This window comes from Epilithonimonas mollis, from assembly GCF_900142325.1.
Lineage (GTDB): Bacteria > Bacteroidota > Bacteroidia > Flavobacteriales > Weeksellaceae > Epilithonimonas > Epilithonimonas mollis.
The window spans coordinates 991,934-1,016,044 of the sequence record NZ_FRAM01000002.1; the positions used below are offsets into that span (position 1 = coordinate 991,934).

Sequence of the window (24,111 nt, forward strand, 5' to 3'; positions counted from 1 at the left end):
TATAACAATTCTTAGCTATTAACAGTTCTGCTCCTCTGGAGCTTTTATAAAACTATTATCTTCTATTAACAAATCACTTCGAATCGAACTGTAATTAATCCCATCGGGATTTACTGTTAATAGAAAAAATATGAAGCTCAAATAACAAGCTCCGTAGGAGCGACCTGCCGTTTTATCCAATAAACATTGAAATCGTTAATCTGTTTTATACGTTTTTATTGGGCAACAATGATTCATAATCTTTATCTTTATCGGAATCAAATAAAAGATATGAAGAGAAACTCATTTTTAACAATGTCTGCAGTTTTCTTTGCTGCTCAAATTACTTTAGTCAATGCACAATCCAAACCTGAAGAAAAGCTCAATCCCATCGTTCAGAATTTTGTGAATGAAGCCAACAATAATTCTCAACTGGAAGATATGGCTTTCGAACTGTTGGACGGCATCGGACCGAGATTGGTCGGGACACCTGAAATGTTTGCTGCCAACAATTACACCGCCGACAAACTGAAATCCTGGGGAATTGATGCGAATCTTCAGCAATTCGGAACGTGGAAAGGATGGCAGCGTGGAACAACGCACATAGACATGGTTTATCCAAGAACCAAAACCCTATCCGCAACACAACTGGCTTGGAGTCCGGCTACCAAAAAAGCGGTAGAAGCAGAAGTGGTCATTCTCCCAAAAGTGTCTTCCAAAGCCGAATTTGATAAATGGTTACCATCCGTAAAAGGCAAAATTGTTTTAATGGCGCAATATCAGAAAATCGGACGTTCTGATGAGCAAATCAAAGAATTTGCAACACCGGAATTATATGAAAAGCTGAAAGCTGAAAAAGAACAGGCGAGAAAAGATTTCGCAGATTATATCAAGAATATTGGCTACGATAATACCACCTTACCCGAGGCTTTAGAAAAATCTGGAGCTGCAGGCATTGCCATTTCCAACTGGACAGGAATCCATAGTACCAATCGAATTTTCGGCGCCAAAACAAAATCGATTCCGATGTTCGATATCGATTTGGAAGATTACGGAATGTTGTACCGAATGGCGGAAAAAGGTTTGAAACCGAGAATCAAAGTAGATGCACAATCCAAATTCCTTCCGGAAGCCAAATCCTTCAACACCATCGGGATGATAAAAGGTTCAGAAAAACCTGACGAATATGTGATTCTCTCCGCACACCTCGATTCGTGGGACGGCGCACAAGGTGCGACTGATAATGGAACGGGAACGCTGACCATGCTGGAAACAATGAGAATCCTGAAAAAATATTATCTTAACCCAAAAAGAACCATCATAATAGGACTTTGGGGAAGCGAGGAGCAAGGCCTTAACGGTTCCAGAAGCTTCGTTGCAGACAATCCGGAAATCATTAAAGGCGTCCAGGCAGTTTTCAATCAGGACAACGGAACGGGCAGAGTGGTGGATATCAGCGGACAGGGTTTCAAAGATTCGTATGCCTACATCGGAAGATGGCTGGATGCAGCACCTAAAAAAGTGAAAGACCAGATCAAATCCACTTTCCCGGGAATACCTGGCGGTGGCGGTTCTGACCATGCTTCTTTCGTAGCAGCTGGCGTTCCGGGGTTCTCTTTGAGCTCGCTGAACTGGGGTTATTTCGGTTACACCTGGCACACGACAAAAGATACATACGACAAGATTGTTTTTGATGAACTGAAAAATAATGTGATTCTGACCGCCACTTTGGTATATATGGCGTCTGAAGATCCGGAATTTGTAAGCAGAGAAAAACGCCTGATGCCGAATGATGACAAAGGCAACGCTGTCAAATGGCCTGAAGTGAAAGATCCGAAAAGAAGCAGTAAGGATTATTAAGTGGTACGAAATAAGAAGTAAGAAATGCGAGCTTCTGATTCTTAGTTTATCGATAAAAAAAGCGACAGTTATGTCGCTTTTTTATTTACAGTATCATACTCAGCTGTATTCTTTTCCTCGCCTCATCTACTTCCGTCACTTTCACCTGGACATGCTGATGTAGCTTCACCACCTCATTCACATCAGAGACAAAGCCGTCTTTCAGCTGCGAGATATGCACCAGACCACTTTCTTTGATGCCTAGATCTACGAAACATCCGAAAGCTGTGATGTTGTTCACAATACCGGGAAGGATCATTCCCGACCTTACATCCTTGATGGATTTTACATTCGGGTCAAATTCAAAGACTTTGGCTGCTTTTCTTGGGTCTAATCCCGGTTTTTCCAACTCTTTCAGGATGTCTCTGATACCAAGGATTCCGATATCGTCAGTAATGTATTTTTCCGGATTGATTGATGCGATTTTTTCTTTGTTCGAGATTAATGCTTCCGTTTTCAAACCTAAATCTTTCGCCATTTTCTCTACGGTCTTATAAGCTTCCGGATGCACCGCCGAATTATCCAGCGGATTCTTGGCATTTTTGATTCTTACAAAAGCCGCCGCCTGCTGATAGACTTTCTCACCCAGTCTTGGGACTTTTTTGAGTTCTTTTCTTTCGGTGAAAGCACCATTTTCTGCACGATAGTTCACAATGTTTTCCGCCATCTTTTCACCGATACCGGAAACATAGCTTAGCAAAGATTTACTTGCCGTATTCAGATTGATGCCAACAGAGTTCACGGAACGGATGACTGTATTGTCCAGTTCTTCCTTCAGCCTGGTCTGGTCCACATCATGCTGGTATTGCCCGACACCAATAGATTTGGGATCTATTTTTACCAGTTCCGCCAATGGATCGGACAGGCGTCTCCCTATAGAAACCGCGCCACGTACGGTCACATCATAACTCGGGAACTCGTCTCTTGCGATTTTACTGGCAGAGTAAACAGAAGCGCCCGCTTCCGAAACTATAAAAACCTGAATCGGTTTGTCAAATGCTATCTTCTTGATGAAGAATTCGGTTTCACGGCTTGCAGTTCCGTTGCCGATGGAGATGGCTTCTATGTTGTAGGCGTTCACCATCGAGCGGATTTTTTTCATTGCCATTCCTGTTTCATTCTGTGGAGCGTGTGGATAGATGTTTTCGTTGTAGAGCAGGTCGCCTTTCTCATCCAAGCAGACCACCTTGCAGCCCGATCTGTAGCCGGGATCAATGGCAAGGATCCTCTTTTCTCCCAAAGGCGAGGCAAGAAGCAGCTGCTGGAGGTTTTCAGCAAAAACTTCTATGGCTTTGAGGTCCGCTTTCTCTTTCGCTTCCTGCAGTGCTTCATTGGACAATGCAGGTTCCAGTAGCCGTTTATAGGAGTCCGCTATAGCAAGTTCAATCTGTTGGGTAGCTGAATTGTTGCTCTTGATAACCGCATTTGCGATCAGGTCGAATGCTTCATTTTTATCAACATCCACAGATGTTTTCACAAAGCCTTCGTTCTCTGCGCGGAGCATGGCCAACAGCCGGTGAGAGGGCGTGCGGCTGAGTGTTTCTTCCCATTCAAAATACTGGGAGAATTTTTGTGCCGCCTCGTCTTCCTTCTTCGCTTTCACAACTTTGGAAGAGATCATGGCTTTTCTCTGGAACAGGCGTCTCAGGCTCTTGCGGACGTACATGTTTTCGTTGATCCATTCTGCGATGATGTCCCTTGCACCCTTCAGGGCTTCCTCCTCATCGGCAACATCCTGGCTGATATATTTTGAAGCCAGGAGCTCAATATCATCGGAACGCTGGCTCATAATGATCTTTGCCAGGGGTTCCAAACCCTTTTCTCTAGCTGCATCGGCCTTGGTTTTCTTTCGTTTTTTGTAAGGCAGGTAAAGGTCTTCCAGCTCCTGAAGATCATAGCTTTGCTCTATTTTTTGTTTCAGCTCGGGCGTCAGGGCATGTTGCTCCTCGATGGATTTCAGGATGCTCTCTTTCCGCTTTGTGATGTCTTCGAACTGCTTGCCCAGTTTTGCTACCTGTTCGATCTGGATTTCGTCCAGATTGCCGGTCGCATCTTTCCGGTAACGGGCGATGAAGGGCACGGTGCAGTCCTCGGAGAGGAGGCGTAATGTAGCGCTGATGCTCTTTTCTGATATACTGAGGTGGTCTTTTATAAAGCTTACAGGGTTCATCTTTCTTTTTTGAATTCGCTAAAATACTGGTTTTATATTTTTATAAAAGAAAAATAGTTTCATTCTTTTAATTTAAAGCTGTCCACTTCCGGGGTAACAGACAGGTGAGAGATATAATCTTTCTATCATACCATTTAAAATTAGGAATCGCAGAATCTGTCATTTCTGATAAAGGATGGGTAGCTTTGTTCCTGTTAAAATCAGGACAATGATCACAGGACTATACGAGACCCACATCCAGGTCAGTAATTTGGAAAATGCTGTCGAATTTTACACGCAGGTTTTAGGCTTGGAACTGGCACACCGGGACGAAACCCGCCCGATTGTTTTTCTGTGGATTGGCAAAGACAAAGGGGCGATGCTTGGCCTGTGGGAGCAGAAAGAAAACCTGCAGACCCGCCATTTCGCTTTCACGGCGGACAAAGAAGATATTCTGAACCGTGCTGCCGATTTCCTGAAAAACAAGAATCTGAAGCCTTACAACTTTCTCAAAAACGGTCTGGACAAACCAATGGTTTTTGCCTGGATGCCTGCTCTCGCCATTTACTTCAATGATCCCGATGGTAACCAGCTGGAGTTCATCGCCGTGCTGCATGGCGAAGGCAGACCTGAGCTGAGCGTCTTGTCCTATGAGGAATGGCTGGAGAAAACCGGGCTGTGAGTTTTCAGCGATTAAATGATTTATTCATCAATAATAAAACCGCTTTTTTGGAAGCGGTTTTGTATCCTGTTTTAATTTTTCCAATCCAAAATTGCATTGACTTCATTTTCAATGTCATTCTTGTCTAATATGTTTTCATCAAAAAGAGTTTCAATTTGTGTTTTTTTCCAGAAAGGATAAAATATTAAACTTGAAGTTCCAATATTTACAGATTTAGAATTTTCATATTCTATTTCAACCGTAGTCTTAAATATTGTATTTCCTTTAATAAAATTGGTTGTTTTAATTCTATTAGTTAACAAATCAAAGGCTTGAAATATCCCGCTGTCCAGATTATTATAATCCTCACTGAAATGCGTATGATTAAAACCATAACCGACGACAAATTCTCCAGAAGTATTTGAAATCCAAAAGTTTGAATCTTTAATGTTTAAAAATTCCGTTCCATCGCCATCTTTTGAATATTCTAATCTATCTCCTAATTTCCCGATTAGAAAGTTTTTAATTTCTTCAAATTTCTTTTGGTTGCGGTTCATTTTGTAAACTTTTTGGGCTTTGTGTTCGAGCAGATTTCGGAGCAATAAACCGTCAACACACCACAAAGTCAATGAGAGTTAGAATGTTCAATTAAATAATTTACTCGCCATTGTGCCAAATGTCTGTTGTGGGCTATGGCTATTCCATTCGTGTACTATCTAATTTTACTAAAGTCAGTTTTTCATTGATAAGTAAGCTATTAGCAATCCTATAATTCCTATAACAGTCGTTATGATTGTGTCTCGCTTTTGCCAACGAAATGATTTTTTTGCAATTTCATCATTGCTATTTACTTCCGTTTTATTGTCTTTGCCTAAGGTAATTTGTCCTTTATTATTAGAAATATTACCCACTTCAATTTTATCTCCCATATTAAAAACATTAAAATGATTTTTTGCCTCTATTCTTTCTGTTGTCCGCGTTGCTTGTTTTTTACCCAAAATTTTTTCGGTAGGAATTGAATACTTTACATTTTTTCCAATGTTGTCTGTTAAGTTTTTTACAATTTCACCAAAATCTCCAACTTCAATTGTCTTAGTTTCAAAACTTTCAAATTCATTTTCCGGCGTATCTTTGAAGAAATCAAAAAGAACTTTATATATTTCATCTAAGTTAGAAAATACAAATGACAGGCAAAGAAAATCGTTATTCGTTTCAGTTCTAAAGCGCAGATATTTTTGTTTGTAATGGAATACTTCTTCTAAGTCTTCTGGGGTAAAATTTCTTTTGAAATCTTCAATTTCTGAAACATTGTTATTCCAAATACTTGTATAAACATTGTCCCCAGACCAAATTCCTAATTCTCGTAATTTATACGTAATTGGGATGTATATATTTTCATTGATAGGTTCAAATTTTTCCTTTATCTCCTTGTCAATGCACTCATATTTTTGTTTGTCTTTGTAGTTTTCATTTGGTTTTAGTTTGCATCTTTCTTTGTCAAGTTGGCTAACTTCATTGCAGAGCGGAATATATTTTTCAATGTATTCCTTTTTGTTTACATCTAAAAAATCTAAAAAATCAAATAATGCTTGCATTTTTGGTGGTATCATCCTTTAGGGTTTTTATCGATTACAGTCTCATCCTGCCATTGGCAATAAAGTTTTTGGCTTGCCGAAGACGGATATTCTTAACAAAAAAGTTCAATAGGATTATTTTATTGAACTTTGCTCCAAACTTAAATGGAAGCCGCTTAGCAAGGCTTTTGGGAATACCATGTTAGAAACATTTATTTTCTTTTTTGAGCAATCCACATAGTATGTTCTCTGGACATAGCATTCTCAGAATCCAACACAAATTTTGAAAATTCTAATTCATTATTCGTATTATTTAATTCCTGTTTAATCATATTAAGTTCCGATGTTGCCGTTGTATAAGCCTCTTTATTTTCTTGATATTTTTTTAATTGTAACCAACTAAAACAACTTGCAGAAAATGTAGTAAATAAACCAACAAGATTAAAATTAGACATTGGATATTTTATTAAAAATACAATAGAAATGATAGCTAAAATTTGAGAAATTATTACTGCCCAAAACCACTTTTCGTATAAGTTTTTGTTGCTTTCTGCTTTATTAGAATACCAAGTTATCTGATTATTAATTCGATTTTCTAAATAGAAGTCTTTTCTTTCTTGTAAAGATAGATTTCTTATTCTATTCATCTCGTCTGTTATAATCGGTAAAGCTAAATGCTTTGCATTTAAAATACTTGATAAATCGTTGAATTCTGAATTTATTTCTTTTATTCTATCAATAAATTTTCGTTCAACTTCTTGTTTTGCTAATGTATTTTCAAAATATTCAGAACATGTAATATATCTCCAAGTTAATGTTTTACATGATTCTGCTAAAGCTCTTCCTCTGTACCATACATCTTCATATTTCTTATTTTTTATTACTAAGGATAAAATTGTTGCTGTTAATAATATTAAACCAGATATAGCATATATATATAATTTGGAGGCTTCAGTTTCATAATTATAAATTGATAATGCAGAAGCAAAAACCATTAAAATCAAGTCCCATCTTACAAAATTGATGTAAGTAGATTGTGCACGAAGCGAAGCTCTATCGCCAGCAATAAAATAATTTGGAAAGTTTTTTTCTAACATATTTATGGTCTTACTTTAGTTTTCAAAGATATAGCACTTGTTCTTTTATCAAATGCTAAGTCTATATGAAGGTTCGGATTTTTACAAAAATCTTCCCAAGTTGTTAAAACACAATATCTATCATTAAAACTCCATGCACATTTGTCATTTGGTATATAATAATTATATGAAAATTCTTTTATCACTGTGTCATCATTAATTTTTACAATATTATGTGAGCCTCCACAATGGTTACATGTTCGTGATCCTTGATAAATTTGAGAAGTCATAGAAGGCAACACAACACCTAAAATTCCGTTTTTAGTGTTCCAAACTCCGTTATAAAGTGATGCTTGAAGTTCTCTTTTTATAAAATTTTGATTTTCAAACCAAGAATTTTCTGCAGACTTAGAACCTATTAAAAATATTGTAACAGTTGAATCTGATAGATAGTTTTCTCTTATTTTTCGCATAATATAATCTTCATCATCTGAATCAATTGGTTCATGTAAAGATTTATCAATCATATCAACTTTAAGTTCGTCGTGTATATATTTTTTGTATTCATGATCTTGAGTCTTAAAAGAAATAAAACATTTGTGTGTCATAGTTAATAGTTTAATTTGTTAATAATTTTTGCTAACTCTAAAATATGCGAAAGTTAGCACTTGTGATATTTTTATATTAATCGTTTAATATTTTGTAGATCACTATTTTATGTGTTTAATAGTCTATGTTTCGAAGCGCGCATTTTGAATATATTCCAATTTTTAAGAATTATTTCCAATAACAAATGATGCTACAAAAACATCATAACATTTTTTAAGTCAAAAAAATAGGAGGTAGGTAGTAGAATGTTTTTCATCTTAGTTTTCAATAAGTTATTAGTTTTCCAAACTTACAAAATAGTTTTGATACTGTAATATAAAAATAAACCAATTTAACATAATATTAAAAATATACATCAAATCAATTTAACATAATATATTTTTATAAAATAAATTAATATAAAATCGTTTTTGTATTAAAAATTTATATAATTTAGAAACTCGAAATTATTATTAATCCCCTAAAAAAAAACAAAATGGCGGAAAGTAAAAACAACATCATCACGCACGGCCTTAGCGGCAAAGTAGGAGACCTGATCGTCTTCAGCCAGAGAAATGGCAAAACCATTGTGTCAAGAGCACCAAAAGACAAAACAGGAGAAGACTCCCAAAAACAGAAAGATCACAAGCGTAAGTTTCAAAGAGCAATCCTCTATGCAAAAGTGGTAATGAACGATCCCGATACCAAAGAACTTTACGAAGCAAAAGCAGACCGTTCAAAGGGCATCACTGGTCACAATGTAGCGGTAGCAGATTTGCTGAACGCGCCTGATATAGATTCTATAGATATGTCAGCTTACAACGGAAGAATTGGAGATGTTATCAAAATCGTAGCACTTGATGATTTCGAAGTGAAAGCAGTAACCGTAACCATTGAAAACGCAGACGGAAGCCTTGTAGAAGAAGGCTCTGCAGTAGACAACGGTGCAGAATGGATCTATACAGCTACAGCAGATAACGCAGATTTGTCGGGAGATAAAATTACAGTTACAGCAACTGATAACCCTGACAATATGACAGAGAAGTCCCAAACCTTATAACAATAAAAAATACCCGGAGCTCACGGGAACCTCACGGCGACCTCACGGAAATGCCCCATAAAAATAACAAGACAAAATGACAAAAGCCATCCAAAACAGGATGGCTTTTTCTATCTGTTTTATTTGATAATCATACTCTGTATCACAGGAGCTGGCTGACATTCCACCAGACTATTTGTAGTCATTATTACAGAACACGCCCAAAAATCCTTCCGCTACAAATTCCGGGATGGCGTATGCCATTTCTGACAGGTATTGATTATGTGATAAGCTGGCCAGGATGCTGTCTTCTTTGGTGTAGAGCTTCCACTGTACCAGGCCTGCTTTTCTGTTTTCACAGTCAAATCGCCACAGGGTCAGTATATAGCCGTCAATAATCTTCAGACCGGTAGACGTTTTCGGGTAGTATTCCGTTTTGCCGGATATCATTTTTATCCACGCCGTATTTTCTGTATCGGGCTTGTAGTAAAAGATATCGGTGTTGCTTTCAAAAATATATTTCCAATCCTGAGAATAGCTGAAAGAAAATATGAAAAGAGATAAAGCGGGTAAAAGTCTGTTCATTTCTTTGTTTTCAATTGGTTAGTAGATTTAGTTTATTCAAATGTACAAAATTGTCTGATAATCAGCTGATTATTTACTTAATTTAACATAATATCACGAAAAGAGGATAGGAAATACGCAGGTACGGCATTTGGTGCAGGCTGTACCAAATGACAAAAGCCACCCGTAATAGGATGGCCTTTGCTATAAAAAATTAAGGTCTAAAGTCTTATCTGGAATCTGACATCTGCTTTAAACTCTTCCGTCTTTGATCTCATCGACGATTTCGGGATTCAGCAAAGTAGAGGTATCACCAAAATTACTGAAGTCACCCTCCGCAATCTTTCTCAGGATCCTCCGCATGATCTTCCCGGAGCGCGTCTTCGGCAACCCGGATACAAACTGGATCTTATCCAGCTTGGCAATCGGCCCGATCTGCTCAGAGATCAGCTGGTTGATTTCCTTTGCAAGGTTATCTTTCTGTCTGCTTTCCCCGGATTCCTTCAGGATCACGAAACCGTACAGAGCGCTTCCCTTGATATCGTGAGGATATCCGACAATCGCAGATTCTGCCACCGCAGGATGCTCGTTGATGCTGTCTTCGATGGGTGCAGTTCCCAGATTATGCCCGGAAACAATGATCACATCATCCACACGCCCGGTGATCCTGTAATAGCCCACCTCGTCTCTCAAAGCCCCGTCGCCTGTGAAATATTTCCCCGGGAACGCCGAGAAGTAGGTCTCCTTATACCGCTGGTGGTCACCCCAGATCGTTCTTGCAATCCCGGGCCATGGGAAACGGATGCAGAGATTTCCTGTCACCTGATTGCCGGAGATTTCGTTCCGCTTGTCATCCATCAGCACTGGCTGTATTCCGGGTAAAGGAAGCGTGGCGTAAGTTGGTTTGGTGGGTGTCACAAATGGGATAGGGGAGATCAGGATCCCGCCCGTCTCGGTTTGCCACCAGGTATCGACGACAGGACATTTCTTATGACCCACATTATCATTGTACCAATGCCAGGCCTCGTCATTAATAGGTTCTCCAACCGAACCAATGACTTTCAGAGATTCCAGATTATATTTCTGAACCCATTCGATATTTTCTTTGGCTAATGAACGAATTGCCGTTGGAGCGGTGTAAAACTGTGTCACTTTATGTTTCTCGATCACTTCCCAGAACCTTCCTGCGTCCGGATAAGTCGGCACCCCTTCGAAGATAACAGTGGTAGCCCCATTCAGTAACGGGCCATACAAAATATACGAATGCCCGGTGATCCACCCGATATCTGCCGTGCACCAATAGATGTCATTCTCTTTATAATTAAACACATTCTTGAACGTGTAAGCCGTGTAAACCATATAGCCGGCGCAAGTGTGGAGCATTCCTTTCGGCTTGCCGGTAGATCCGGACGTGTAAAGAATGAACAGCGGATCTTCCGCATCCATAATCACCGTCACAAAATCGGGAGATGCTTTGTCATAAAATTCGGACAGCCAAAAATCTCTGCCTTCTTTCATCTTCACCTCGTTGTGGGTTCTTTTTACGACCAGGACTTTCTCCACAGTTGGTGTTTTTTCCAAGGCTTCATCGATGATACTTTTCAAATCCAAAACCTTGTTGCCCCGGTAACTTCCGTCCGATGTGATCACGACTTTCGCCCCACAGTCATTAACCCGGGAAGAAACCGCCGAAGCCGAAAATCCTGCAAATATCACCGAATGTACAGCGCCCAGCTTAGCGCAAGCCAGCATCGTCACCGCCAATTCCGGAATCATAGGAAGGTAGATGCAGACACGGTCACCTTTCTCAACGCCTAAGTCTCTCAGGACGTTAGCTGTTTTATTCACTCTTTCATACAGCTCATTGAAGCTGATGTGTTGCGCTTCTTCGTTCGGGTCATTAGGTTCCCAGATGATGGCGGTTTTGTCGCCACGCACGGAAAGATGTCTGTCTAGACAGTTTTTGGTAATGTTAAGCTTGGCATTTTTGAACCACTTGATGTTGGCTTCGCTCATGTCATAATCCACTACTTTGGACCACCGCTGGTACCAAACAAAATTCTCATCCGCAATCTTATCCCAAAATTTCTTCGGATTCTTAATCGATTTCTTATACTCTTTAAAATAATCCTGTAAATTCTGAATGTGATAGTTTTTCATTGTATATATTTTTAATTCTTATAAATCTTGTTTCTTTAATGTTTTCTCTTGTTCTGCTCAAGCATTTCCTCAATCTGCTGGATCAGTTTCTTAATAGAATAAGGCTTCGTCACATAAGCGTCAGCTCCCAATTCCAGACCTTTTTCGATATCTTTCGGATTGGTTTTCGCACTCAGGAAAATGACCTTGGTCCGGTTGAGATGTTCCATGGTTTTGATCTCGTTCAGTGTGCTGTAGCCATCGAGATTCGGCATCATGACATCTAGTAGAATAACATCAGGCGTTATGGTTTTCAGTAGTTCCAAAACTTCGGTTCCGTCTCTCGCAATGAAGACTTCGTAGTCCTGCTTCCGGAAGCTGTATTCCAGGGACATCAGGATTTTGTGTTCGTCGTCTGCTATTAATATTTTTTTCATTTTTTCTTCTAATTTGGCGAACCCGAAGGGTTCAATGTGAGTAGCCGTAGGTGCAACCTATGGAATAAATAATCAATTTGAACAACCCGTGGAACGGGTTGAATTATCAAAACAAATATTTTTCATCAAATTCAATTCCGTGTTCAATTAATAATTTCTTATATTCATCTTCGAAGGTTTCATTCTTGTGATGTTCTTTTTGATTCTTAATATGATTAATAATCATATCCTTTTCTCTGATAGAATACGTAAACGCACCATAGCCTTCCTGCCAACCTACAAACTCAGGAAATGATCCCGATTGTTTCATCCATAAATTGGTAGCAATTTTAATGTCTTTTACCAAACTGCTGAGGCTCAAACTTGGATGCAGGTCGCAGAAAATATGAATGTGGTCTGGCATTCCATTAATTCTATATAATTTACATTGTTTGTTTTCTATAATTCCCCAGATGTATTTGTAAAGCTGAGATTCATTCTTTTCATTAATTGTCTCTTCTCTATGTTTGGTGCCAAAAATAATCTGATAGAATATTTGTCTGTATGTTCCCATTGTGTTTTGTTGAACCCTATCGGGTTCCGTGTCTTTTTGATTCGTTTACCATAGGTTTCACCTACGGCTACTATTATTGAACCCTATCGGGTTCTCCATTGTTTTATTTTATTTATGTTTCTATATTTCGTTTTAGTATCATTTGAAATTCAACACCGATTACCATATTTTTTGCTGAGATACTTCCTTTATGAGTTTCCATTATTTTCCTGCAGATCGCCAATCCTAAGCCACTTCCCAAAGGTTTTCTGATATTCTGATTTCTGGACTGATAAAATTTATCAAATATCAAATTCAAATCATCTTCCGGGATCTGTTTTCCTGTATTGAAAATCGAAATCACCAACTGCTCATCTTTTTCCTGAAATTTGGCCTGAATTGTTCCTTCCTCATCTGTAAATTTTAAAGCATTGCCCAAAATATTCTGAAAAACCTGGATCAGTCGGGCTTCATCATAGTCAAAATTGGTATTTGTCAGAAGATTAACTTCACTCAGGTGAATGTTCTTTTGACGCAATAGATGACCTATAGGATTCAAGGCTTTTTGATAAGTTTCTAGGATGTTATTTTTGCTGATATTCAAAGCGATTTCGCCATGTTCCAGTTTGTCGAGGTAGAGGATGTCATTGATAATTTCATTCAACCGGTCAGATTCTGTGATGATGTTATTGAGGAATTCTCTTTTGATGTCCAATGGAATATCATCATCGTCAGCTAAGATTTCTCCGGCAGAACGGATCGCTGTAATCGGCGTTCTCAATTCATGTGCGACGGAATCCAGGAAATCATCTTTCTGTTTGTCTTTGAAAATGAGGTTTTCGTTGGCGGAACTTAATTCATCAGATAATTGTCTTAGTTCCCGGCTTTGTTCGGTCAGTTTTTTATTGAGGCTGATATTTTCCTTTGATTCCTCAAGGATGGTTAGGACTTCTTTGAGGGAAATTTTGTCTTCATGTGTTACGCCTTCAATCAGGATTTTGGCAGAAGCGGTTCCGATTCTTCCGGATAAAAGATTCTCGGAGAACTTGATGAATCTGGCATCGGCAGTTTCGGTTCTTGTGTCTATGTTATATTTTAAGTTGAAGATTCTCAGTGCTTGTTCAGTTTTCTTTTCTCCAAGGAATTTGACTAAAATATTTCTGATATCGGAAACATATGCTTTTCCTCGCCAGATGAAGGCGTTTTCGTGATTCTGAATATATTTGTCAACATCAATATAAATTTCAGCAAAATTTCGTTCCCGGTAATCTCCTTTTTGACTCACTGAAATGATGGTGAATAAACTGATATTAACCAAAATAGACCAAAAGAAAATCTGAGAAATGCTGTCCAGATAAGGAATGTTGAAAAAGCTGAACCAATTGTACATCTCTCTTAAAAATCCTTTGAATTCCTGGTTGAAAGAAAAATAATACTGCGGAATAATCAAACCGAAATAGCAGACAATCAATCCGCCAATCAATCCGATAACTGCACCTTTGTAGCTTCCTCTTCTCCAGAAAATCGCTCCAAAAAATGATGGTCCCAATTGGGAAATTACAACAAAAGAAATTAATCCGACAGAATATAAACTGTTTTGTAAAATGAAGAATTTATAAAAAACAAAAGCTGTTACAATTAAGATAAAAATGCTGATTTTTCTAATGTTAGTGATGCTTTTAGTGTTATTAATATCATTATCGGATTTGAATTTATCCAGCCAGCCATAAGGAATAATCAGATTATTGGAAAGCATAATCGACAAAGTAATACTCGAAATAATAACCATAGAAATGGACGAACTTAATCCACCAAGAAAAACCAAAACCGTAATCAATTGGTTATTGAAATGTTGAGGAATCAATATCGAATAAAACTCAGGATTGACGGAATGCCCATCGAAAATAATTCGCCCGCCCCAGGCAATCGGAAATACGAAAATATTGAAAATCAATAGGTAAAGAGGGAAAAACCAAATGGCTGTTTTCAGATGTTTTTCCTGTCTGTTCTCAACAATAGTTGTGTGAAATTGTCTAGGCAAAAGGAAAATTGCTGAGGCAGAAATTAAACTTAAAATAATCCAATTGATGCTTCCTTCCAAACCGGAGAATGTATTTTTAGCTTTGAAATCAGAGAACTGACTTGCTTTTTGATAGATGTCCGAAAACCCATCAAACACAAAAAATGTAACGAAGATTCCAAGAACTATTAGGAAAATTAATTTCAAGAAACTTTCCAGTGCGACGGCAGAGATGATTCCTAATCTTTTTTCAGATGCATCAACGTAACGCGTTCCGTAATAGGATGAAAATAAGGCTAATAGAACCACAACATAAGTGGCGTTATCTGTAAAAATATTCTTAGAAATTGGCGTGTTTGTTACCAAATGAAACGTCTCAGAAATTGCTTTGATCTGAAGTCCGATGTAGGGAATAATCCCGAAAATACAGACCAAAGTGATAATAGCCCCAAACGAACGACTGTTCCCGTAACGCAGAGAAATAAAATCCGCAATACTGCTGACTTTGTTGATTCTGGCGATTCTGATAATTTTTCGGTTGATATAGATCCATGCCGGAATAATGATAATCGGACCAATGTAAATCGGAAGATAATCGAGTCCGTCATTCACTGCGACACCAATACTTCCATAGTACGTCCATGCCGTGCAATAAACAGCCAACGATAACGCATAGATGTAAGGATTGTTCACCCAGATCTTGCTCTTCTTTTTTTCTGCGCGATGTGCAACCAAGAAAAGAAGGGCGAGATAGAGAATGACAACTGCAAATAAGGCGTAGCTATTCATCGTACTTTTTGAAAATGACAAACGAAACAATGATTGAGAAAATCCACACTCCGAAGATGTAGATATAAATCATCGGAAAACCGAACAATTCTTTCGCACTGTTGAACAAAAGAATCAACGGTGCACTGAAAAGAATTACCAATCCAAAGCTCAGAAGAATCAGTTTTTGTTCGTGTCGTTTTTTCATTGTTAATTTTAAAACCACACAAAACAAAATTGGAATTGTGTGGTTTTTGTAATTATAATTTAGTGATTTGTTTTATAATTTTTCTTCGGAATAATCACCGCTCAGTGCATAATATCCGAATACTCCCAATCCTCCGGAAACAATTGGCAAAAGGATAAATACAATGATAATCCCAAATACCAGATCTTCCTGTTTTCCTGAGGTTAGTTTAGGAATTCCCATCACTGTCAGCCCGAAGTAGAGTACTGCCAATGCCAGTAATAGCCAAACTATGCCTAATATTTTTTTTAATCTGTCCATTTTTTCTTTGTTTTAAAATTAATAAATAATCTAGTATTACTCGTGGATATTTTGATTTTTGTTTTTGATGTAAACCAGACCAATCACGAGACAGACTGCCGCAACACCGATCGGATACCAGAGTCCTTCCAGATACCAGCCTTCGTGTCCGGCATCTTTTCCTGTCGTTACAAGGTAAGTGGCGACCGCCGGCAATAATCCACCAAATACACCATTTCCAATGTGATAAGGCAGTGACATCGATGTGTAACGTATTCTCACAGGGAACATCTCAACCAAAAATGCCGCAATCGGTCCATAGACCATCGTCACAAAAATCACCTGAATGAATACAAGGAATACCAGATACCATTTCGTATCATCATTGATTTTAATTGATTTTGTGACTTTAGGTTCTTCTGCTTTTCCGTCTTTTATTACCGGTCCGGCAGCCGACCAATGGACAACACTGTCTTTTTTGATTAAAGTTCCATCGGTGTAAGCAATTTCTTTATGGAAAGTAATCAGGCTGTCTGTCACTACTTTATCGTGAACTTTCACGGTTCTTTTTTCTGTCATTCCACCTGCTGCAACTTCTTTTTTGGCAATATCTACAGACTTAAACATTGCGCTGTAAATAGGTCTGTAAGCCAAAATAGCAATCAGCATTCCTGTCATCATTACTGCTTTTCTCCCGACTTTATCTGATAACCAGCCGAAGAAAACAAAGAATGGTGTTCCCAGGAATAATCCGATAGCCATCAAGGAATCTACCTGTGTCGTGTCTATGTTCATTACTTTTTGCATAAAACTCATTGCGTAGAATTGTCCTGTGTACCAGATCACACCTTGTCCCATCGCAGCTCCGAAAAGTGCGAGCAAAACGAATTTAAAATTAAACCTGTTTCCGAAACTTTCTTTCAAAGGATTTGTAGAGGTTTTCCCTTCGCTTTTAGCTTTGGCAAACAATGGAGATTCCTTCATGTTTTTTCTGATGAAATAAGAAACCACAACCATCAAAATCGAGATCCAGAAAGGTACTCTCCATCCCCAACTGTCAAATTCTTCTGTAGAAAGTGATGTTTTCGTAATCAGAATAACAATCAATGAAATGAATAATCCTGCCGTTGCCGTTGTCTGAATCCAGGATGTCCAATAACCACGTCTTCCTGGTTGTGCGTATTCTGCGACATAAGTTGCTGCACCGCCGTATTCACCGCCGAGTGCTAAACCTTGTAAAAGTCTAAGGATTAAAACTAAAACAGGTGCCATAAAACCAATGGTTTCATAACTTGGGATACATCCGATAAGAAATGTTGAGAATCCCATAATGAGAAGCGTAACGAGGAAAGTGTATTTTCTTCCGATTAAATCTCCCAGTCTTCCGAAGAATAATGCGCCAAAAGGCCTTACAACGAAACCTGCTGCAAATGTTGCCAAGGTGGACAAGAAAGCTGCTGTTGGATTATCTGCAGGGAAGAATTTTGTGGCTAAAACAACTGCCAGACTTCCGAAAATATAGAAGTCATACCATTCGATAAGGGTTCCGAGGGATGACGCCATAATCACGCTCCAAATGGTGCGGTTTTTCTGCTTGTCGCTCAGGTTTTCGTACTGTTCGTGATGTGAATCGCTCATTTTATATTATGATTTGAGGTTGAAATTTTTTATAAATAAATCTGGAATTGAAGGATGAATTCTCCTTTAGATTTTGGTTCAGCACTTGCGCTTGTGTAAGTCGGTCTTGTTGAATATTGTGTCGTCAGTTTTGCGTGATGACCATCAATGAACCAATTTGCTCCAATATCAAATTGTGAAGAAGAATTTTCCAAAGCCTTGAAATTCTTATTTGTATAAGCCGCGAAAGGCTGAATTCTGATTTTCGGTTTTTCAGCATTACTTGGTAGTAATAATCCAGCTTGCAAATAGTAGATATTTCCCGTTCCAATCATAGGTTGAAGATTTCCTACGCCTGCAATGGCTTTATCACCAACGAATGAAGGATCAGAAGTTCCAATATTCATAATGCCGAGATTTCTGAGATAGTTCGGACCGAAATTATAATTGTAAAATCCTGCGTAAGCGGAAAGGGCCATCTTGTTTTTCGCATTTCCTAATGGCAAATCTGCAAAAGCATCAACAGCGTAAAGCGCAATGTCGTGTTTCTCGATTTGAGAATTAACAGAAGTTCTCGTTCCGTCTTTCTGATGGTAGAAACCGGCTCCCAGATTGAAAACTTTCTTAGTTCCCAGATAAGACCCCACTTTGAAAGGCAAAAGATTAGACTCCGAATCCAAGAATTGATATTCAACGTAACCGGCTTTTGAAAATTCAGGATTTCCATTGTTGTCAACGGCTACTCTTGTTGCCGGATTTGTCACATCAACGGGCGTAAGATTGGTTGCAAAAGGTTTGTTTAAACTGAATCGGTATTCGAATTTTCCATATTTTCCTTTGGCAAACATTCCCATTTGTCTGGCGAATTGGTCGGAGTTATCAATCAAAGGCCAGGTGAAAATAGGAGAATCAACAGTCAGGAAATTAAGTGTCGAAGCCATTGTCATTCGGGAAAGTCCCATGTAGTAATGAAGACCTGCTCCCAGACTCAAACTGAATTTTCCAGCTTCTCCAGGTAAAACTACGGCGTATTCATTCCACGCATCGTGAAAAAACATTTGCGGTTTTTTGCCATTTCCATTTCCGCCAGTTCCAGTTGTTCCAGGCGCGCCACCGTTGATGAAAGTCTGATTGTTAATCCCAAAATGCATCAAAATCATATATCTTTTGGTAATTTGTGCGTAAGCAAGTGCTCTCAGTCGTCGGTTTCCGATGTTCCAGGAATTTTTTGTGGCTTCGTCAGAAACCATCGTTCCGGGATTCATTTCGGTATTTCTCAACCAGATTTGGTTCCAAAGAATAAATCTTACATACTTGTCGCCTTCCGGATTGAGATTTAATTTTAATCCACTTCCATAATCAGGCGAACCCTGTGAATATAGAGAAGAGCCGATTAGGACTAATCCTACAAATGTGAGTATTTTTTTCATTTATTAATAATAATTTGGTGTTTATTTTGTGATTGCCAAATTGTTATTAATATTTTGTTTACGAAAATTTAATATATATTAATGCTAATAATATAGTTTATTATTTATTTATGTTTTTATCTTGAATCTTTTTTAAAACGTTCCCATTTGATTAACATATATTTATCAGCAAATTGAGTGATAATTAATCCGGAATTTTCAAGATTGCTTTCCTGCGAAATGTATTCAATTAATTCATTCTGTTTCAATACTTTGTAGACAGGATGAAATTCTGAATGTGGCGGTCTGGTAATATTGTATTTCTTAATCCACGAACTGATGCTGACGTGAGAAACTCCAATAATTCTCTCGATTTCCCGGAAGCTTAATCCTTCGAGATAGAGTTGTAAAGCTTTGGTAACATAATAATCATCAATTTGTTTTCCTAATTTTTTGACTGTAAAGTTATAGTTGCAATTTTTACAAAAAAATCTCTGTTTTCCTTTGATGACTCCGCTTTTTGAAACGTTTTGATTATTGCATTTAGGACATTGGTTTTCCATAACTATACTTTTTTAGCAAATGTATAATAATTTAGCAATATTTTATTTTAGATTAAAGATATTATTATTGTTAATATATATTTAACAGATAATATTATCTTTTTTATTGTTTTATGTAGATGTTTATTTCTATTTTTGCGCTTTAATTTAGATAATATTAATGGAATTAGAAGTTTCTTCAGAGAAACATTTGGTTTATGTAGAAGAAATCAGAAACGAAATGGAGGATTCTGCGAAAAAACGCGGAACAGGCATCGCAAAACGTTCATCGGAATATCTTGTTAAAAAAATCTTGGAAGGAAATTCAATTATCGCTATTGACGAAAATGGAATCTGGGCGGGCTTCTGTTACATAGAAACCTGGACGAACGGAGAATATGTCGCCAATTCCGGACTCATCGTTTCGCCACAGTTTAGGAATGTTGGTTTGGCTACTCAAATTAAAGAAAGAATCTTCGATTTGTCCCGGGAAAAATATCCTAATGCCAAGATTTTCGGTTTGACGACTGGGTTAGCGGTGATGAAAATCAATAGCAATCTCGGTTATAAGCCAGTCATATATTCGGAACTGACGCAAGACGAACAGTTCTGGAACGGTTGCAAAAACTGTGTCAATTATGAAATTCTGATGATGAAAGAACGTAAAAACTGCCTTTGCACAGCGATGCTTTTTGTTCCTGAAAATCTGAACCAAGAGAAAAAGAAAAATTTAGAATCTATAAATAACAACAATGGGTAAGAAAGTAGTTTTGGCATTCAGCGGAGGTTTGGATACTTCTTATTGCGCCAAATATCTGAGTGAAACGTTGGGTTACGAAGTTCACGCAGTCACTATTAATACAGGCGGTTTTAATAAAAATGATGAGGTTTTGCTAAAAGAAAAAGCGGAAAAATTAGGCGTGGCTTCTTACAGGTTTGTTGATGCTTCGGAGAAATATTATAATGATTGTGTCAAGTTTTTGATTTTTGGTAACGTTTTGAAAAACAATACTTATCCGTTGTCTGTAAGTGCGGAAAGGACGATTCAGGCGCAAATGATTGCCGAAGTTGCCTTGAAAATTGATGCAGATGCGATTGCACACGGAAGTACAGGCGCAGGAAATGACCAGGTTCGTTTTGATTTGATCTTCAATGTGATGTGTCCGAATATTGAAATTATCACACCTATTCGTGATTTGAGTTTATCACGTGAAGACGAAATTCAATTCCTGAAAAATCACAATTACGAAATGGATTTTGAAAAAGCCAAATATTCCATCAACAAAGGACTTTGGGGAACTTCCGTCGGTGGAAAAGAAACTTTAACTTCAAAATATAATCTTCCGGAAGAAGCTTTCCCTTCTCAAATCGAGAAAACAGAACCTTCAAACGTGGAAATCGAATTTAAAAATGGAGAGCTGATTTCCGTGAATGGCGAAAAATTTTCTCATTCTGTTTTGGCGATTCAAAAGATTGAAGAATTGGCTTCACCTTACGCAATTGGTCGCGATATCCACGTTGGTGACACCATTGTTGGCATCAAAGGTCGTGTCGGTTTCGAAGCTGCGGCAGCGTTAATCATCATCAAAGCGCATCATTTGCTGGAGAAGCACACGTTGTCAAAATACCAGCAAACGATAAAATCGCAATTGTCAGACTGGTACGGAAACTGGCTTCACGAAGCGCTTTCTCTCGATCCGGTGATGAGGAATATCGAAATGTTTTTGCAGAATTCCCAGAAAACTGTGAATGGAAAAGTGTTTATCACACTTCACCCTTATCGCTTTATTTTGAATGGAATCGAATCTGAAAATGATTTAATGTCATCAAAATTCGGAAGTTACGGCGAAGAGAATCTAGCCTGGAGTGGCGACGATGTCAAAGGTTTTACAAAAATCATCAGCAACTCGCTCAATATTTATCATCAGGTTAATAAACTGAATTAGAATAATTTGACTTGGTCGAACCACGTTGTTAGGTTTGGGCAGCTTAATCCGTCTTCCGCTCCCAATCTTTTTTGCAGACGATTTCAGTTTAAACAGAACTTAAGTACAAGCAAAAAAGGATTTCCGCTCAAGCCGGGCTGCGTGCAATTCAATGTTGATAATAGCATTTAGTATCAGAGATGTCATCCTGAGCGGAGTCGAAGGATTTTGAGACCTTAAAATATCATATCAAAAAAAGTTTGCGAGTACTGAGCAGAGTCGAAGTATGCGTTAAAAATATTAAAAAATAAAAATGAAAAAATCAGTCGGAATCATCGGAGCCAATGGCTACACAGGAAGCGAACTCGTTCGTTTGCTCGCGTTCCATCCGAATGTTGAATTAAAGTTTTTGTTCAGCCGTTCCAATTCCGGAGTCAAAATTTCGGATTTATATCCGGATTTGGAGTCAGTTTGTGATTTGGTTTTGACGAATGAAATTTCACAAACCGACATTCTTTTTCTTTGTCTTCCGCACAAGGCAAGTCAGAATTGGCTGAATGAAAACCTGATTTCCGACGACACTTTAATCATTGATTTGGGCAACGATTTCCGATTGGAGGGAGAATTTAAAAACCGAAATTTCATCTACGGTTTACCGGAAATTTATTTTGATGAACTCAGGAATGCGAAAAGCATTGCCAATCCGGGATGTTTTGCAACGGCAATTCAGTTGGCAATGTTGCCTTTAGCAAAAGAAAATCTGTTGAAAGATATTTATACAACAGGAATTACAGGTTCAACCGGAGCGGGACAATCGTTACAACCGACTACGCATTTCACTTGGCGAAATGACAATGTTTCAGCCTACAAAACGCTAAATCATCAGCACGTTGATGAGATTTTAAAACAAATTAATTCGCTGAATAACCAAGAACTAGAACTAAATTTTGTTCCTTGGCGAGGCAATTTTGCAAGAGGAATTTTCACGACTTCTATTATAAGTTGCGATTTAGAATTGGAAAAAATTTACGCTTTATATAAAGACTTCTACAAAGATTCATCTTTCGTGAAAATTTCTGAGAAACAGATTGATATGAAACAGATTGTCAATACCAATTTTTGCGTCATCCAAATCGAAAAACAAGACAATAAAATAGCAGTTCATTCCGCGATTGACAACCTTCTGAAAGGCGCATCCGGACAAGCGGTTCAGAATATGAATATCGCCAATGGCTGGGAGCAAAATTTAGGGTTAAATCTAAAACCATTAGCGTTTTAAATTAATAGTCTTCGAGAACCTCAGACTGACAACGGATAATATTAGAATTGTCAAGCTGAGCGGAGTCGAAGCGTTTGTTAATAAAGATAATCAATTGATGTTTTGAGCTTATCTAAGCGAAGCGGCTTTGTGAAATTAAAAACATTTAGTAGAATGAAAAACTTTGTGAGCTTCGTGTTCAAAATAAAAATTAATCAATAATCATTTATCGATTATCAATTATAAAAATTATGAATTTATTCAACGTATATCCACTCTTCAACATCAATCCTGTCAAAGCAGAAGGTTCTTTCCTTTGGGATGAAAACGGACAGCAGTATCTTGATTTTTATGGCGGTCACGCTGTGATTTCTATTGGTCACAATCATCCACATTATGTTGAAAAACTGAAAAATCAATTGGAGAAAATCAGTTTTTATTCCAATTCTGTGGAGAACAAAATTCAAGAAGAATTAGCTAAGAAATTGGGAGAATTATCGGGTTACGAAGATTACTCGTTATTCTTATGTAATTCTGGAGCAGAAGCGAATGAAAACGCTTTGAAGCTGGCTTCATTTCACAATAATAAAAAGAAAGTCATTTATTTCTCAGAAGCTTTTCACGGAAGAACTTCTGCTTCTGTTGCCGTGACAGACAATCTAAAAATCATTGCGCCAGTCAATGTGTCTGAAAATTTCATCAAATGTGAATTCAATAATTCGGAAGAATTAGTTAAGATTTTTGCTGAAAATCAGAACGAGATTTCTGCGGTGATTGTTGAAGGAATTCAAGGCATTGGCGGAATCAATTTGTTGACGAAAGATTTCATTTTGACGATTGAAAAATTATGCAGGGAAAACGATGTAGTTTTAATTTTAGATGAAGTTCAGTCAGGTTACGGACGTTCCGGGAAATTCTTTGCGCATCAGGAATTCGGCACCAAACCGGATTTAATCACGGTCGCAAAAGGAATGGGAAATGGCTTCCCAATTGGCGGTGTTTTGATTAGTCCAAAGTTCGAAGCGAGTTACGGATTGCTTGGGACGACTTTTGGCGGCAATCATCTCGCTTGTGTTGCCGGATTAGCGGTTTTAGAAGTCATCGAAAAAGAAAATTTAATTGAGAATTCGGAAAAAATCGGCGCTTACATTGAAGAAAAAATTAAACATTTTCCTCACATCAAAAACATCAAAAGGCGTGGACTGATGATTGGAATCGAGCTTGATCAGGCTTGTGAAGATGTTAGGAAGGAATTGCTTTTTGAGCATTTTATTTTCACCGGAAATGCCAATCACAAGAATGTTCTTCGGATTTTACCAGCACTCAATATTTCCGAAAAAGAGTCCAATTTGTTCATCAATGCTTTAGAAAAAACTTTGAAAGCAATTGATGTAGAAATAGTAGAATTAAAATAACGCAAAGGCACAAAAAGTCAATAATTATAATGT

The 24,111-nt window shown here is 37.9% G+C and carries 22 protein-coding genes; 7 read left to right on the top strand and 15 right to left on the bottom strand.

Annotated elements, in window-relative coordinates:
* The first annotated feature begins 270 nt into the window (after window positions 1-270).
* Window positions 271-1,839 (top strand): M20/M25/M40 family metallo-hydrolase, encoded by a 1,569-nt coding sequence (locus BUA97_RS12050; RefSeq protein ID WP_072998651.1) that lies wholly within the window; start codon window positions 271-273, stop codon window positions 1,837-1,839.
* Between the two features lie 85 nt (window positions 1,840-1,924).
* On the opposite strand, the gene BUA97_RS12055 is transcribed toward BUA97_RS12050, so the two are convergent.
* Complete coding sequence (locus tag BUA97_RS12055; protein WP_072998384.1) at window positions 1,925-4,048, bottom strand: Tex family protein; 2,124 nt, start codon at window positions 4,046-4,048, stop codon at window positions 1,925-1,927.
* Window positions 4,049-4,223: 175 nt separating this feature from the next.
* On the opposite strand from BUA97_RS12055, the gene BUA97_RS12060 reads away from it, so the two are divergent.
* Window positions 4,224-4,709: a VOC family protein gene (locus tag BUA97_RS12060; protein ID WP_245795895.1), complete on the top strand. Its 486-nt coding sequence runs from the start codon at window positions 4,224-4,226 to the stop codon at window positions 4,707-4,709.
* Window positions 4,710-4,780: 71 nt separating this feature from the next.
* Here BUA97_RS12060 and BUA97_RS12065 read toward each other — a convergent pair whose 3' ends face one another.
* From BUA97_RS12065 to BUA97_RS12080, 4 genes are all read right to left on the bottom strand, one after another.
* A complete protein-coding gene (locus BUA97_RS12065) occupies window positions 4,781-5,245 on the bottom strand; it encodes a hypothetical protein (RefSeq protein ID WP_072998655.1) in 465 nt (154 codons plus the stop codon).
* A 174-nt stretch (window positions 5,246-5,419) separates the two neighbouring features.
* A complete protein-coding gene (locus BUA97_RS12070) occupies window positions 5,420-6,298 on the bottom strand; it encodes a hypothetical protein (RefSeq protein WP_072998386.1) in 879 nt (292 codons plus the stop codon).
* 176 nt (window positions 6,299-6,474) lie between these two features.
* A complete protein-coding gene (locus BUA97_RS12075; protein WP_072998388.1) occupies window positions 6,475-7,359 on the bottom strand; it encodes a DUF4231 domain-containing protein in 885 nt (294 codons plus the stop codon).
* Between the two features lie 2 nt (window positions 7,360-7,361).
* Window positions 7,362-7,946, bottom strand: a complete 585-nt coding sequence (locus BUA97_RS12080; RefSeq protein WP_072998390.1) for a TIR domain-containing protein — start codon at window positions 7,944-7,946, stop codon at window positions 7,362-7,364.
* Between the two features lie 476 nt (window positions 7,947-8,422).
* Between BUA97_RS12080 and BUA97_RS12085 the strand changes: the two genes are divergently transcribed.
* Window positions 8,423-8,986: a hypothetical protein gene (locus BUA97_RS12085; protein WP_072998392.1), complete on the top strand. Its 564-nt coding sequence runs from the start codon at window positions 8,423-8,425 to the stop codon at window positions 8,984-8,986.
* Between the two features lie 171 nt (window positions 8,987-9,157).
* On the opposite strand, the gene BUA97_RS12090 is transcribed toward BUA97_RS12085, so the two are convergent.
* The 10 genes from BUA97_RS12090 to BUA97_RS12135 all read right to left on the bottom strand — a co-directional run bounded on the left by BUA97_RS12090 (window position 9,158) and on the right by BUA97_RS12135 (window position 19,501).
* Window positions 9,158-9,550, bottom strand: a complete 393-nt coding sequence (locus BUA97_RS12090; protein WP_072998394.1) for a hypothetical protein — start codon at window positions 9,548-9,550, stop codon at window positions 9,158-9,160.
* Between the two features lie 231 nt (window positions 9,551-9,781).
* Complete coding sequence (acs, locus tag BUA97_RS12095; protein ID WP_072998397.1) at window positions 9,782-11,689, bottom strand: acetate--CoA ligase; 1,908 nt, start codon at window positions 11,687-11,689, stop codon at window positions 9,782-9,784.
* A 35-nt stretch (window positions 11,690-11,724) separates the two neighbouring features.
* Complete coding sequence (locus BUA97_RS12100; RefSeq protein ID WP_072998399.1) at window positions 11,725-12,105, bottom strand: response regulator transcription factor; 381 nt, start codon at window positions 12,103-12,105, stop codon at window positions 11,725-11,727.
* 106 nt (window positions 12,106-12,211) lie between these two features.
* Complete coding sequence (gene tnpA / locus BUA97_RS12105; RefSeq protein WP_072998401.1) at window positions 12,212-12,658, bottom strand: IS200/IS605 family transposase; 447 nt, start codon at window positions 12,656-12,658, stop codon at window positions 12,212-12,214.
* Between the two features lie 112 nt (window positions 12,659-12,770).
* Window positions 12,771-15,446: an ATP-binding protein gene (locus tag BUA97_RS12110; RefSeq protein ID WP_072998403.1), complete on the bottom strand. Its 2,676-nt coding sequence runs from the start codon at window positions 15,444-15,446 to the stop codon at window positions 12,771-12,773.
* A complete protein-coding gene (locus BUA97_RS12115) occupies window positions 15,439-15,633 on the bottom strand; it encodes a hypothetical protein (protein WP_072998404.1) in 195 nt (64 codons plus the stop codon). Before BUA97_RS12115 ends, BUA97_RS12110 begins: the two co-directional genes overlap by 8 nt.
* Before the next feature lie 72 nt (window positions 15,634-15,705).
* Entirely contained in the window at window positions 15,706-15,933 is a 228-nt protein-coding gene (locus BUA97_RS12120) for a DUF6814 family protein (RefSeq protein WP_072998407.1), read from the bottom strand.
* A gap of 36 nt (window positions 15,934-15,969) precedes the next feature.
* Window positions 15,970-17,550 (bottom strand): MFS transporter, encoded by a 1,581-nt coding sequence (locus BUA97_RS12125; RefSeq protein ID WP_072998409.1) that lies wholly within the window; start codon window positions 17,548-17,550, stop codon window positions 15,970-15,972.
* 29 nt (window positions 17,551-17,579) lie between these two features.
* The gene (locus tag BUA97_RS12130; RefSeq protein WP_072998411.1) at window positions 17,580-18,959 is read right to left on the bottom strand and encodes a porin; all 1,380 of its coding nucleotides are present in this window, start codon (window positions 18,957-18,959) and stop codon (window positions 17,580-17,582) included.
* A 116-nt stretch (window positions 18,960-19,075) separates the two neighbouring features.
* Window positions 19,076-19,501 carry an IS1/IS1595 family N-terminal zinc-binding domain-containing protein gene (locus BUA97_RS12135; protein ID WP_072998413.1) on the bottom strand — a complete coding sequence of 142 codons (426 nt, stop codon included), beginning with the start codon at window positions 19,499-19,501 and terminating at the stop codon, window positions 19,076-19,078.
* A gap of 160 nt (window positions 19,502-19,661) precedes the next feature.
* Here BUA97_RS12135 and BUA97_RS12140 point away from each other — a divergent pair, with 160 nt between their 5' ends.
* From BUA97_RS12140 to BUA97_RS12155, 4 genes are all read left to right on the top strand, one after another.
* Entirely contained in the window at window positions 19,662-20,240 is a 579-nt protein-coding gene (locus tag BUA97_RS12140) for an N-acetyltransferase (protein WP_072998415.1), read from the top strand.
* A complete protein-coding gene (locus BUA97_RS12145) occupies window positions 20,233-21,426 on the top strand; it encodes an argininosuccinate synthase (RefSeq protein WP_072998418.1) in 1,194 nt (397 codons plus the stop codon). Before BUA97_RS12140 ends, BUA97_RS12145 begins: the two co-directional genes overlap by 8 nt.
* 292 nt (window positions 21,427-21,718) lie before the next feature.
* Complete coding sequence (gene argC / locus BUA97_RS12150; RefSeq protein WP_084081318.1) at window positions 21,719-22,684, top strand: N-acetyl-gamma-glutamyl-phosphate reductase; 966 nt, start codon at window positions 21,719-21,721, stop codon at window positions 22,682-22,684.
* A gap of 230 nt (window positions 22,685-22,914) precedes the next feature.
* On the top strand, window positions 22,915-24,078 hold the full coding sequence (locus BUA97_RS12155) for an aspartate aminotransferase family protein (protein WP_084081319.1): 1,164 nt from the start codon (window positions 22,915-22,917) through the stop codon (window positions 24,076-24,078).
* The last annotated feature ends 33 nt before the right edge of the window (window positions 24,079-24,111 follow it).

Coding starts and splice junctions, on each gene's coding strand:
- BUA97_RS12135 (WP_072998413.1), bottom strand. CDS start 19,501: ATGGAAAACCAATGTCCTAAATGCAATAATCAAAACGTTTCAAAAAGC.
- argC (WP_084081318.1), top strand. CDS start 21,719: ATGAAAAAATCAGTCGGAATCATCGGAGCCAATGGCTACACAGGAAGC.
- BUA97_RS12130 (WP_072998411.1), bottom strand. CDS start 18,959: ATGAAAAAAATACTCACATTTGTAGGATTAGTCCTAATCGGCTCTTCT.
- BUA97_RS12065 (WP_072998655.1), bottom strand. CDS start 5,245: ATGAACCGCAACCAAAAGAAATTTGAAGAAATTAAAAACTTTCTAATC.
- BUA97_RS12055 (WP_072998384.1), bottom strand. CDS start 4,048: ATGAACCCTGTAAGCTTTATAAAAGACCACCTCAGTATATCAGAAAAG.
- BUA97_RS12080 (WP_072998390.1), bottom strand. CDS start 7,946: ATGACACACAAATGTTTTATTTCTTTTAAGACTCAAGATCATGAATAC.
- tnpA (WP_072998401.1), bottom strand. CDS start 12,658: ATGGGAACATACAGACAAATATTCTATCAGATTATTTTTGGCACCAAA.
- acs (WP_072998397.1), bottom strand. CDS start 11,689: ATGAAAAACTATCACATTCAGAATTTACAGGATTATTTTAAAGAGTAT.
- BUA97_RS12090 (WP_072998394.1), bottom strand. CDS start 9,550: ATGAACAGACTTTTACCCGCTTTATCTCTTTTCATATTTTCTTTCAGC.
- BUA97_RS12050 (WP_072998651.1), top strand. CDS start 271: ATGAAGAGAAACTCATTTTTAACAATGTCTGCAGTTTTCTTTGCTGCT.
- BUA97_RS12100 (WP_072998399.1), bottom strand. CDS start 12,105: ATGAAAAAAATATTAATAGCAGACGACGAACACAAAATCCTGATGTCC.
- BUA97_RS12110 (WP_072998403.1), bottom strand. CDS start 15,446: ATGAATAGCTACGCCTTATTTGCAGTTGTCATTCTCTATCTCGCCCTT.
- BUA97_RS12060 (WP_245795895.1), top strand. CDS start 4,224: ATGGGTAGCTTTGTTCCTGTTAAAATCAGGACAATGATCACAGGACTA.
- BUA97_RS12155 (WP_084081319.1), top strand. CDS start 22,915: ATGAATTTATTCAACGTATATCCACTCTTCAACATCAATCCTGTCAAA.
- BUA97_RS12125 (WP_072998409.1), bottom strand. CDS start 17,550: ATGAGCGATTCACATCACGAACAGTACGAAAACCTGAGCGACAAGCAG.
- BUA97_RS12115 (WP_072998404.1), bottom strand. CDS start 15,633: ATGAAAAAACGACACGAACAAAAACTGATTCTTCTGAGCTTTGGATTG.
- BUA97_RS12145 (WP_072998418.1), top strand. CDS start 20,233: ATGGGTAAGAAAGTAGTTTTGGCATTCAGCGGAGGTTTGGATACTTCT.
- BUA97_RS12075 (WP_072998388.1), bottom strand. CDS start 7,359: ATGTTAGAAAAAAACTTTCCAAATTATTTTATTGCTGGCGATAGAGCT.
- BUA97_RS12120 (WP_072998407.1), bottom strand. CDS start 15,933: ATGGACAGATTAAAAAAAATATTAGGCATAGTTTGGCTATTACTGGCA.
- BUA97_RS12140 (WP_072998415.1), top strand. CDS start 19,662: ATGGAATTAGAAGTTTCTTCAGAGAAACATTTGGTTTATGTAGAAGAA.
- BUA97_RS12070 (WP_072998386.1), bottom strand. CDS start 6,298: ATGATACCACCAAAAATGCAAGCATTATTTGATTTTTTAGATTTTTTA.
- BUA97_RS12085 (WP_072998392.1), top strand. CDS start 8,423: ATGGCGGAAAGTAAAAACAACATCATCACGCACGGCCTTAGCGGCAAA.